Raw genomic sequence first — 12,733 nt, forward strand, 5'->3', positions numbered from 1 at the left:
TATATATAATATTAGACATAGCAACCATAACGAAGGGGCCCACCTGATTCCATTCCGAACTCAGCAGTTAAGACCTTCAGTGCCGAAGATACCATTAGGGAAAATAGGTCGTTGCTTTTTTTATATTCTTTTTAAAGAATATAAAAGAACATTAGTTTTTATAATATAATTTAGAAAATTTAATTTTATAGTTAGGAGTATTATGAATAAAATATTAGTTATTAACGCGGGATCTAGTTCAATTAAATGAACTTTGTTTAATAAAAATTTACATATTGAAGCCAAGGGTGTTGCAGAACGTATAAAAATGGATATGGGTAAATTAACACTTAATTATCAAGAATCAAAAATAGAAAAGGATATTTTTCTTCCTTCTTTTTTAGAAACTGTTAAGCAATTAGTTGAGTTGTGAGAAGAACATGGTATTATTCATGATTATAGTGATATATCTAAGGTAGCATTCAGAGTAGTTAATGGTGGGCCAAAATTGCAATCTACAACATATGTAAATGAACAAACAATAGATTGGCTAAAGGAATCAATTGATTTGGCTCCAGTGCATAACCCAGGAGCATTGGAAGCAATAATAGCTTTTAAAGAATTATTTACAAATGCTACAATGTCTATGCATTTTGATACTTCATTTCATAATACATTACCAAAAGTTTCTTATACATATCCCATTAATAGTGATTTAGCAAAAGAACTAAATATTAGAAAATATGGTTTTCATGGTTTGAATTATCATTATATAACTGAAAAATGTCAAGAATTATTTAATAAACAAAAAATTAATGTAGTTATTATGCATATAGGAAATGGCGCAAGCCTTTGCGCTGTAGAAGATAGCAAATCTATTGATACATCAATGGGTTTTACTCCATTGGCAGGTATAATGATGGGTACAAGATCAGGCGATATAGATGCTTCAATAATTCCCTATATAATTAAGCATAAAGGCTTCACAGTAGATGAAATTTTTAAAATTTTAAATGAAAAATCAGGCATGTTAGGTGTATCTAATGTTTCTTCAGACGTTAGAGATGTTCAAAAAGCTAAAAAAGAAAATTTACGAGCTGCATTTGCTTTGGATTTGTATACTCAAAGAATAGCAGATTATTTAATTACTTATATTAATAAAATAAAAAATAAATTAGATGCAATAGTTTTTACTGCTGGTGTAGGAGAAAACGATCATTTAGTGCGAGAACAAGTTATTAAAAAAATTAATTTAATTAATTTAAAAGTAGATGAATCAAAAAACAAAGGTCGTGATTTTGGAGATTATAAAATAATATCTTCAGATGATAGTGTTATACCAATTTATGTTATAAGAGCGGAAGAAGAAATGTTTATAGCCAAAGAAGCTATTACCATGAAACAAAATTAGTTTGTTTGTTTTTAAAAAACCAACTGCAAAATTAGCAGTCGGTTTTTTTATTAAATATCTATTTTTTTGTAATTTCTTTTAAAGATTGTTTTATTTCTTTTTCTTTAGAAATTAATTGATTTAATGTTGAATTATTATCATTATATAAATCCATAAATTCTTTTATTTTTTCATTAAATTGTTTTCTTAAGATCAATGATTTAAATACAATTCCATTTTCTTCTTGAATAATGTTTAAATCTTTATACATATATGTTCCGGCTTCGAATCTATATGCCAAAATTTTTTTATAAATTCCAAATTTTGTGTTTTTATTTTTTATAAGTTCTTTTAATTCAGTAAATTGATTTAAATCAATTTTAAATATGTTGTTGTTTAATATAGCTTCATTTTTTTTAACAAACATTTTTTTTATATACAATGAATGATCATAAGAAAAAATATCATACTCTTCATTTTTGTCACTTATGGTATTATTAAAATAATTTTGTAAATCAATTTTTTGACCTGTTTTTAAATTTAAAGCAAATAATTCATGATTTTTTGTATTTTTAATGTATTTATAAACAAAAGCAACATTGCCTACCATAAATACTTTGGGAACTGATTCGTAACCGTTTATATTAAAGAAAGAAGTATTAAATAATTTACCTATTTCATCATTTTCAATTTTGTTTTTATCAGCTACTAAAACAAATTCTTTAGAGCCAGCATGAAAATTAGATTTAAATAAACCTAGTTTTTTCGAATCATCACTATTATTTTCTATATACGCTGCAAAAGTATATCAATTACTTTTGTATTTAAAAAATCTACTTTGTTTACCTAAAATTAAGCCGTTTTTTGATTTTTTTGAGTCATTTAAAATTGTGTATTCTAAATAACTATTTTTAGCCATTTGTTTTTCAGTAAACAAATAATCAATAGGAAGTTTATTTTTAAAAATTTGATAGCCAGGATAATGCATTGCATCAATATTTTTATTAGGAATACTTAAAATATCTGTATTAATTTTTAGTAAATAACCATTTTTAAAATTAACATTTTTCAAAATTCCTGAAGGGTATCTATGAGTATTATCATTTTCAGTATCAAAATGTAAAGAATCAACATAATATCATTTTGGTTCTTCATCATTTTTAGTTTTTGTTTTTACTCAAACAAATTGGTGACTGTAGTTATCAGATAATTTAGGAAATGCTGGAATGCCAATTATATTTAATAATAAAGCTGTCATTCATGAATATTGTTGACAAACCCCATAAAAATCTCTTCTAATAGTTTCAGATAAATTAACCTTTCATGCATCATCATAGTATGTATATCTATCTGCAACATATTGCATAATTACATATATTTTTTCTTGTTCATCCATGTTGTCATTAATTAAGTCTAAAGCATCTTTTACAAAATTAATAAATTTAGTTTTTATTTCATTATTTGTAATAATTTCTTTATCAACTGAATAAATACCTTGCCTTCAATTTTTTGATAAATATGCTAATTTAATAAATTGATCATTTATTTTTTTAGTGGAATCATCAAAATGATATGTTTCAGTAAAGGGAACGATTGGAAATCCTCCAAAATGTATATAGGCGTGGTCTATTCAATCTTCCTGAGCTCATTTAAATATTGCTTCAGATAAGTATCTTGCATTAAAATTATATTTATATAAATTTAATATGTTTTTATTTAAACTATTAACATAATCATTATAAATATCTTTTAGTTCGTTTATTTCTGCTTCTTTATCACCTATTTGTGATTTTCTAACATAAGAATTATTTTCTATTGTACTTCAATTTTTATGTTGAGTTTCATTTATATTGTTTTCGTCATTTGGGTAAAATTGTTTAATTTTTTCATATTCTCCATTATAAAAATCTTTGCTACTTTGAGATTCCTGTTTTTTTGTTTTGCTTTCATCATTTGTTGAAATTGTATTATTAACAACGTTAACTAATGTTTGAGCTAAAAAATAATTAGATCCAAAAAAGTATGTTACATTTTGCTCTTTATCTAAAACAAAGCCTTGTGGAATAAAACCATAATTCTCTGTAATCTTTTTTCAATCAGTAGAAGGTCTAAAAATTTCTTTATCAATTTTACTTTTTGAACTATTTTGTTCAATAAAATTTTCTCAATCATTACTTCCTCTTAAAAGTTCAATAAAATTGGCATTTTCTAATTTATTTTTAGTTAAATATTTTAATGCATTAGCACATTCTCCACAGTATGTAGCTCCGTAAAAAACAATTGTAGGTTTTCCGTTTTTCTTTAAAACATCTTTTAACTTTATGTCAGTATTATCATTTTTTCAAACTCTAAATTCTGAAACATTTAAACCATATATTTTGCTTGTTATTTCTCAGTCTTTTTCTTTTAAGTATTTAATTTCATTTTTTTCTGTTCTTTTTCTTTGTTCAAATGTTCTATATTCATTTTCAAATTTACCTTTGTCATCCTTTGGATTGTCTGGAATAGGATTTTCAGGTTTTGGATTAGGGTTTGTATTATCATTTGTTTTTTCAACTATCTTTTCATCAAATGTTTTATCTACAACATCAATAAATTCATTGTTAAAATTATTTTTATCTAAACCATCAATAGCATTGACTATTTTTCCAAATTCATCAACTAATAAAATTTTTGGAGTTGTGTTAAAAGATAACTTTGTTTTTCAAATTAAATCTTTATTATCTAATAAGGAATCTGGTAATTGCGATTCTATATTTTTTTCTTTAAATGTCTCTTTAGCTGAATCTATGTATTGGTCCACATTGTCATTTACAGAAGTTAGAATTTTAACAAAATTAAATTTATCTAAATTAAGCTTGTCTAATCACACTAAATATTCCATGCAAGATAAACATGTAGGAGAAGCAAAAAGAATTATTGATTTTTTGGTGTGGTCTACTAAATCATCAATAGTTTTAGTTATTTTTTCCATATTTGATGCTTTATATTGATACATATTGTGACCAAAATTTTTATTAATGAAATTCTCATTAATTTCATTAGAAGGATATTTTGCTATATGCGAATAAGCACCTTTAAATTTGTAATAATTTAAATCTTTCAAATTTATATTATTTTTTGAAATTTTAAAATTAAATGAAGCTTCATTAACATTAGAAACATTTTCACACTTTATTCATAAAGAATATTGTTTTTCTTTTTCTAAAACTAAATCATTGCCAAAAATAGATTTGATAGAAGAAACAAAATTAATTTTCTTTGTAATTTTTTCCTTCTTTATAAGAATATTGTCTTCATTTTTTAATTCGAAACTAAATACAGTATGTTCTTGATTAAAATTTTCTAATTTTACAGAAAAAGTTATGTCTTCGCTTTCTTTAAAAATATTTTTTTCTGAATTAATTAATAAATTTTTCTTATGTGAATTAACATTTATAACTGGCTTATTTTCTCTCAATCATTGAGTAATTCCGCCATTCATTCAATAAATATATTTAAAACCAAGCTCTTTCATTATTTTTGCAGCGGCTTGTGATCTATTTTGGGTACGACAATATACTAAATATGTTTTATTTTTATCAAATTTATTTATTTCGTTTTTAAAATTAGGATCTTTAAAATTAACATTAGACATTCCTTCTATATATTGTTCATTGATTTCGCCTTCAGTTCTAACATCTAATAATACAAAATCTTTATTTGTTTTATTTTTATTAATCATTTCTAAAGCTTGATCTGTTGATAATTTTTTAACAAAATCAGTTGTACATTTACTTGATAAGCTTAAGGCTATTACAGGTATGCTTGTTATAGAACTTATTCCAAAAATAATTTTAGTTTTTTTATTCATATTTTCCTCCTAATCTTTTCTCTTGAAGTTGTAAAATTATATATTAAAAATTTCTTTTATTTAATTTTTGTTTCAAACTTAAATATCTATATTTTTTTATAATTTTCTATTTTTAATAATAAAATAATATAACAAAGAGTAATCTCTAAAGTTATAACATATAAAAATGAAATTTTAAGAAACTAAGGAGGACAACATGTTTAAATTGTATAAATATATGAATAAGAAGTTTAAATGGCTTTCTTTTTTAACAATTATGTTAACTATTTTTCAAGTTATAGCATTTTTATTTATTCCTATATTTATAGGACAAATATCATCTCTTATATCTTTAAGGGCATATACACAAGCTAATCCGTCCTTAGGTATTCCAGATTATTCAGAAGTAACAATATTAAAAATGTTTGTTGTAAAAGGCACTATTTCGGAATCGATTAGTCAATTTTCGATTTATTTTGCCGTTGCTTTAATCGCTGGAACTATTGCAACAATTACAGCTTCCATTTTAGGTTCATACGTTTCTAATGCAGGAGCTAAGCAAATTAGACAAAAATTATGAGAACATATTGGAGATTTATCTGAAAAAGATATTGAAGAATTTAATCATTCAAAAATAATAACAAGATTTACTATAGATATAAGCAGAATTCAAATGGGTATAAACGCTTTTTTAAGATTAAGTATAATTGGTCCTTTTAATTTAATATTTGGATTAGTATTTGCTTTATTAACAGATTTACAATTATCAATAACGTTGGGAATTTTAATTCCTGTATTAATGCTAACTATGATAATTGGCGGAATAGTAATGGCTCCCTTATTTTCTAGAGAACAAAAAGCATATGATAAAATCAATAATGAATCACGTGAAAACATATTAGGTGCAAAAGTAATTAAATCTTATAATTTAGAAGATTTAGAACGTTCTAAATTTGATAAAGAAAATAAAAATTGATTATCAATTTCGAAAAAAACTTGAAATTCATACAACATAACATTTGCTTTTGTTAATTTATTTGCTAATGTTATAACAGCCTTGGTTTTATTGGTGACTGGATATATAGCAAGAAAAAATAATTCAGCTCCAAGTGATTTTAAAGAGTTAATATCTAATGCAACAACTTTTACAAATTACGTAATGTTTATAACTATTGGTGTTGTTATGTCTACTTTTGTTATTTTTATGTTATTTAGAGCTTCAATATCTTCTAAAAGAGTTAATGAAATTTTTAAAAAAACTTCAGATATTTCTTATATCAAATCAGATAAAAAAATTACTAACGGATTTGTTGAATTTGATCATGTTTCTTTTAGATATTATGAAAAATCAGAAAAAAACGTTTTAGAAGATATAACGTTTAATGGAAAACCAGGAGAAGTTATTGGTATAATTGGTCCAACAGGATCCGGTAAATCAACTATAGCAGGACTTTTAAATAATGATTATAAAATTAGTTATGGTTCTATTAGGATAGATGGAAACAATATTCAAGAAATCGATACAAAATCTTTAAGACAAAACATAGCAACTATTTATCAAAAGCCTTCAATTTTAAGTGGAACAATTAAATCCAATTTATTAATGGCTAACCCTAATGCTAGTGAATTGGATTTAATAGAAAGTTCCAAAAATGCTTGTGCTTTTGAATTTATAAATAATTTGCAAGACAAATTTGAGCACCCGGTAATGCAAAAAGGTTCAAATTTGTCGGGAGGTCAAAAACAAAGATTATCTATTGCTCAAGGTTTACTTAAAAACCCTAAGATTTTAATTTTAGATGATTCAACTTCAGCCTTAGATGCTAAAACTGAAGCAAAAGTAATTAAAAATATTAAAAATAAATATAAAAATAATAATATTTTAACTTTGATTATAGCTCAAAAAATATCAGCCATAATGGCAGCGGATAATATATTAGTTATTGATAATGGCAAAATAATTGATAGTGGAAAACATGAAGAATTAATTAAAAAATGTGCCTTATATAAAGAAATAGCAAAATCTCAATTAGGGGGTGACAATGTATAATTTAGATCCTCTTAAATCTCATCAAGATTTAAATTTATTATCATTACAAGAAAAGAAAAAGTTAAAAAGAAAAAATGCAGAATTAAAAAGAGATAGTTTTAAAAGATTGTTAACTTATGTGAACTATAAAAAAGGTATAGCTTTTTGAATAGTGGCCACATCTATATTAGCAGCTCTTTGTTTAACAATAGGTATATTTTTATTAGGTTATATAATGGACCAATTTTTAACTTATGATTTTTTATTAGGTAAAAATTCAATAACTAATAAAGAAAACTTTAATGAATTTCAATTTATAGGCAATATATTTCTTTTAATTGTAGTTTATATATTTCAACAAATTTTTTCATATACATCCAACCATTTATCTGTTAAAGCTGGTGTTTTATCATCGGCAATAATTAGGCTAGATGCTTATAAATCCGTTATGAAAATGCCTATATCATTTTTTGACTCTATCAATACTGGAGAGTTAATGTCAATTTTATCAAATGATGTCGATAATATTTCAAATGGTTTATCCGGAAGCTTAAATTTAATAATTACTACAGCAACCGTATCTATAGTATCTTTTGGGTTTATGTTTTATTATTCTATTTATTTAGCTTTAATAACTTTAGTTTTATTTCCATTGATGCTATCGCTTGTTTTTGTGTTAATGAAGAAAGCAATGCCTCAATTTCAAAAACAACAAAAAGAATTAGCAGACTTAAATGGTTATATAGAAGAAAATTTATCAGCCCATCATTTAATTAGATCTCTTGATTTCAACGAGAGTGTAAATAAAGAATTTGATAAAAGAAATAATGTTTTGTATAAATCTTCATTTAAGGCAAATTTATATACAGGATTAATGTGACCATATAGTAACATTGTTGTTAATTTTTTACAATTAATTATTGTTATTATTTCAGCAAGTTTTGCTACTGCAAATATAGGAACCGGTTCTAATAAGACATTTAGTCCAGGTATTGTTATGTCTTTTGTTTTATATATTAGATTAATGTCTGGAAATATAACAAGATTATTTGAAAATATAGCACAAGTGCAAATGATGATAGTATCTTCAATTAGAATTTTTAATGTTATTGATTTTAAACCAGTAGTAGATGAATCTAAACTTAACAATATTGATAAAATAAAAGGAAATGTTAAGTTTGATAATGTTAGTTTTTCTTATAATGGAGATTCTAATTTATTACAACTTAAGGATGCTTCATTTAATGCTAAAAAAGGTCAGGTTTTTGCAATTGTCGGCCCAACAGGAGCAGGAAAAACAACTATAATAAATTTATTAAGTAAATTTTATTTACCAAACAAAGGAACAATACAAATAGATAATTTTAAATCTTCGGAAATAAATGAAAAAAGCTGAAGAAATCAAATTTCTATTGTTCTTCAAGATACATTTTTATTTAAAACTACAATAATGGAGAATTTGAGGTATGCAAATTTAAAAGCTAGCGATGAAGAAATATTAGAGGCTTCTAGAATTACAAAAGCTGATGATTTTATTCAAAGATTAGAAAAGGGATATGAAGAAATAATAGAGGAAGGCGGATCTAACCTTTCTCAAGGAGAGAGACAATTAATAGCTATTACAAGGGCAATTATAGCTAATAAAAGTATTTTAATACTAGATGAAGCAACTTCTAATGTTGACACAAGAACAGAAAAAATTATTCAAAAAGCTATGTTAAATTTAATGAAAGGTAAAACTTCATTCATTATTGCTCATAGACTGTCAACAATAGTTAATGCAGATCAAATATTAGTTGTTAAAGATGGTCAAATAATAGAAAGAGGCAAACATAAAGAACTTTTAGACAAAAAAGGATTTTATGAAAAACTATATCATTCTTCTTTTTCTGAAGATTAAAAAAATAGCAAGTTTTTTGCTATTTTTTATTTAAAAATCAATTCAAGATCTTTTAATTCTAATTCTTTCATTTTTCCAATTTCAAGTTTTGAATCTAATTCTAATTTTCCAATGCTTATTCTTTTTAGAAAAGTTATTTCATAATTGAAAAAATTTAACATTTCCTTTACTTGATGAAATTTACCTTCGTAAATTGTTAAATAACCTGATTTTAAGTCTAAAAATTCAAAATTATATTCTTTTACTTGATATCCGTTTAATAGAATTATTGGTTTAGGTATATGGTCTTTTATATTAGTAGTCATTTCTTTATTTAATTCAAAATAGTATTTTTTAGGAATTTTGTATTTAGGATTAGATATCTTGTGTGCCATTTCTCCATCATTTGTAATCAATAATAATCCTTCTGTGTCCTTATCTAATCTTCCTATTGCAAAAAACTTATTAGAATTTAAATTTAATATACTAAATATTGTTTTTTGTTTTAAATCATAGTTAGCCGTAATTAATCCTGAAGGTTTATTAAACATAAAATATTGAAATTCTTTATATTGTATTAGTTCACCATCAATTTCAATATTATCTTTATTTATGTCTATTACGCGTGGTTTACTAATAATTATTCCATTAATTTTAATTCTTTCTGATTTTAAAACTTTTTTACATTCAGATCGACTAATATCTAACACTAAACATATTATTTTTTCTATTCTATATTTCATTACATTTTTTCTTGTATTCTAATTAAAGCATTAATATAAATTTCAAGCGATTCCTTAATTTCTTTAAATGTAAAATATTCATTAGGTCCATGCATTAAATGCATATATTTAGTTGAACCAAAAGCAACACAATTTTTTACTATTCTTGAATATGTTCCCCCACCAATAGCTAAAGGTTTTTCATTTAAATTCATTCCTTCATTGTAGGTTGCCATCAATATTTTTACATAATCAGAATTGGGATCTATATACATAGAATTTTTTGTTCCAACAATTTTATGTTTAGCGTGTGGGAAATTATTTTTTAAATATTTATCTAAAGCTGAATATACATCATCTACACTTCTAGTTGCAGGAACTCTAAAATCAAATGTTAAAATATGACTTTTTTCATTAGTTTTAATTATTCCTAAATTAGCAGATAAGGAACCACTAAAATCGTCAAAATTTGGAAATATTTTACTCATTTTATAAACTTTATTTCCCAAATTTTCCTCAATAAATTTAAATATATCATTATTTTTAAAATCTATATTATTTTTAGATAATTCCAAAAACGATTTAATAATAGCATTATCACCCTTTTCTGGAGTCGAACCATGTCCACCCTTGCCTAAAATTGTATATTCAACATTTTTATATTTATATGTTACTTTGTCTGGTATTTGATTAGCAACTTCTCCTGCATTAATTTCTAATGATTCTATTTTGTCAAATATTATGTTTGCTTGATATATCAATTTTTCTGCAAAAATTAAAGGTCATTCTCCATCTGGTGTATAAGAAATATAAGGATCTCCAAAATCTTTTAAATAATATTTCATAGATTTCATTGTTGTTTCTTCTGAAATTCCAAATACTATCCTTATTGTTCAATCTTTACTAATTAAATTGTTGTTTTTTATGTATTTCATTGCATATAAATTAATTATTGTTGGACCTTTATCATCTAGAGAACCCCTACCAATAATTTCATTTTCTGTTATTACAGGAATAAAAGCACTTGTTTTTCATTGATTTTCATCACCAGCTGGCACAACATCTAAGTGGCCTAAAATTCCTAAAATTTTTTTACCATTTCCAATTTCTGCAAATCCGTATCTATTTTGTGAATCTTTATAAGTTTTGAAACCAAAACTTTTAGCTAATTCTAAAGCATATTCTAAAGCTTTATCTACATTTTTACTAAAAGGATATTTACCTGCTTCTTCTATGCTTATTGATGGTATTTTGCATAAATTAGCCATATGATTTATCATTTCTTTAAATTCTTTTTCATTTTGATTGTATTTTATATATTTATTCATAATCATTACATTTCCCTTTTTATTAATATTTTTAAATAAAAAAAGGATAACCCTTAACTATTTTTAATTAGCTTTTTGGCTATTCCCTTATTTACAAAAACAAAATCATTATCGTTTTCAAAATAAACTCTTATTAATTCTGGATAGTCTATAAATGGGTTCCTATTTCTTTGATGTATATATATACCATTGTTTCTATCTATATCAAATTGTGAAATATTATCCCTTTTAGCTCATTCAAGCATTGTTTTTAAAAATGCTGGGCGAATATTATTGTAATTATCAAAAAATCTTTTTGAAGAACCATTGTTTGTAATACTCTTATCTTTGTATGTTAGAGCAAAGTACAAATGAGCTCTTGCAACATCTCCTTTGAATTCATTTATCGGTTCGGCTACTTCGCCCCCATCTTCTTGCCCCTTACCCACTTTTGTTCCATTGCTTGACATATAAAATGCTTTAGTAACAGTTCCGAATGGTACATTTCCATGTCTAGCATTTACATATTTATCGCCAGGTCAAACATGATGGGCATCATTTCTCATTGGACTTTGTTTGCCGAATCAAGATTGAGCTATTAAATGTTCCCTATTCATCCCTTGGCCTTCTGAATTTCCTATGTCTGCATATTTTCCAAATTCGAAAGTATATTTATCTTTTCCATTTGGAATTTCGGTATATAAATCTAAAACTGTTTTGTCATTTTCATAATATTTATCAACAAAAGAATCCCTATAAGTTACATGCAATTGCCCATAATCACCAGTGCTATTTCTATGCTTTCTTTGTAATTCAAATAATTTATCTTTTAAAATCTGACCGCTTAAACCATTTAAAGATTCATAAAATGAATTAGAATTATCATATTCTATTTTAAAACCAGAATTAATTGTTGGCGCAACACTATTGGGATAAGATTTTTTGTCTTCTAAATTTGGGTTCGGATTTGGATTTGGGTCTGGGTTTGGTATATTATCATTTGATTGTTCAATAATTAATTGATTAGCAATCTTTGTCAGTAAGTCAATTGAAATTAATAATAATTTTTTATAATTATCCTTATTACTTTCATCTTCATTTTTATTCATTTCGGTAAATTCTTGAAAAACCATGTTTTTAAAATTATTATCATTAATCTTTTTTATAGATTCTAAAATTTCTAATTTTTTATTCAAATATTCCTTATAATGAATATCTTTTTTATCTTTGCAACTTGATGAAATTAAGGGGACTATTGGAATTAAACTAATTACACTTAGCGCTACTAATCATTTACTTTTTCTTTTAAATTTCATATTTCTCCTAGATATTAACATTATTGCTAATGCATATAACTATTATATTATAATAAAAACCTAACTAAAATAACTAATTAGACTTTCTACTATAAAAATAAAAAAACGTATAAGTAACAACTTATACGCTAATTAATTGTTTTATTCTGATTTTGTTTCTGCTTTTCTAGCAGCTCTTCTTAAATCACGAGCTTTTTCTTTAGCTAATTTGTGAGCTCTTTTTTCAGCTTTAACTTTATTAGCTAGTCTAACATCTTTTCTCATAGTTATTCCTTTCGT

The 12,733-nt window shown here is 24.5% G+C and carries 8 protein-coding genes and 1 rRNA gene; 4 read left to right on the forward strand and 5 right to left on the reverse strand.

Features of this window, described 5'->3' with window-relative positions:
- Positions 1 to 16 precede the first annotated feature (16 nt).
- Positions 17 to 120: ribosomal RNA gene (rrf, locus tag DMC14_RS00820) — 5S ribosomal RNA — on the forward strand.
- Between the two features lie 82 nt (positions 121 to 202).
- Entirely contained in the window at positions 203 to 1,390 is a 1,188-nt protein-coding gene (locus tag DMC14_RS00825) for an acetate/propionate family kinase (RefSeq protein ID WP_116171939.1), read from the forward strand.
- 58 nt (positions 1,391 to 1,448) lie between these two features.
- Here the strand turns inward: DMC14_RS00825 and DMC14_RS05800 are convergent, their stop codons facing one another.
- The gene (locus DMC14_RS05800; RefSeq protein WP_116171940.1) at positions 1,449 to 5,222 is read right to left on the reverse strand and encodes a rhodanese-like domain-containing protein; all 3,774 of its coding nucleotides are present in this window, start codon (positions 5,220 to 5,222) and stop codon (positions 1,449 to 1,451) included.
- Between the two features lie 196 nt (positions 5,223 to 5,418).
- Between DMC14_RS05800 and DMC14_RS05805 the strand changes: the two genes are divergently transcribed.
- Both DMC14_RS05805 and DMC14_RS00840 read left to right on the forward strand, forming a co-directional pair.
- Entirely contained in the window at positions 5,419 to 7,251 is a 1,833-nt protein-coding gene (locus DMC14_RS05805; protein WP_116171941.1) for an ABC transporter ATP-binding protein, read from the forward strand.
- Positions 7,244 to 9,130, forward strand: coding sequence for an ABC transporter ATP-binding protein (locus DMC14_RS00840; RefSeq protein ID WP_116171942.1), 1,887 nt, complete (start codon positions 7,244 to 7,246; stop codon positions 9,128 to 9,130). Before DMC14_RS05805 ends, DMC14_RS00840 begins: the two co-directional genes overlap by 8 nt.
- Positions 9,131 to 9,156: 26 nt before the next feature.
- Here the strand turns inward: DMC14_RS00840 and DMC14_RS00845 are convergent, their stop codons facing one another.
- The 4 genes from DMC14_RS00845 to DMC14_RS05815 all read right to left on the reverse strand — a co-directional run bounded on the left by DMC14_RS00845 (position 9,157) and on the right by DMC14_RS05815 (position 12,718).
- Positions 9,157 to 9,852 carry a pseudouridine synthase gene (locus tag DMC14_RS00845; protein WP_137412653.1) on the reverse strand — a complete coding sequence of 232 codons (696 nt, stop codon included), beginning with the start codon at positions 9,850 to 9,852 and terminating at the stop codon, positions 9,157 to 9,159.
- Positions 9,852 to 11,165 carry a M20/M25/M40 family metallo-hydrolase gene (locus DMC14_RS05810; protein ID WP_277870947.1) on the reverse strand — a complete coding sequence of 438 codons (1,314 nt, stop codon included), beginning with the start codon at positions 11,163 to 11,165 and terminating at the stop codon, positions 9,852 to 9,854. Before DMC14_RS05810 ends, DMC14_RS00845 begins: the two co-directional genes overlap by 1 nt.
- 47 nt (positions 11,166 to 11,212) lie before the next feature.
- Positions 11,213 to 12,454 (reverse strand): endonuclease, encoded by a 1,242-nt coding sequence (locus DMC14_RS00855; protein WP_277870948.1) that lies wholly within the window; start codon positions 12,452 to 12,454, stop codon positions 11,213 to 11,215.
- A 141-nt stretch (positions 12,455 to 12,595) separates the two neighbouring features.
- Positions 12,596 to 12,718: a hypothetical protein gene (locus DMC14_RS05815; RefSeq protein ID WP_277870949.1), complete on the reverse strand. Its 123-nt coding sequence runs from the start codon at positions 12,716 to 12,718 to the stop codon at positions 12,596 to 12,598.
- Positions 12,719 to 12,733 lie beyond the last annotated feature (15 nt).

The organism is Metamycoplasma phocicerebrale, from assembly GCF_003383595.3.
Lineage (GTDB): Bacteria > Bacillota_I > Bacilli_A > Mycoplasmatales > Metamycoplasmataceae > Metamycoplasma > Metamycoplasma phocicerebrale.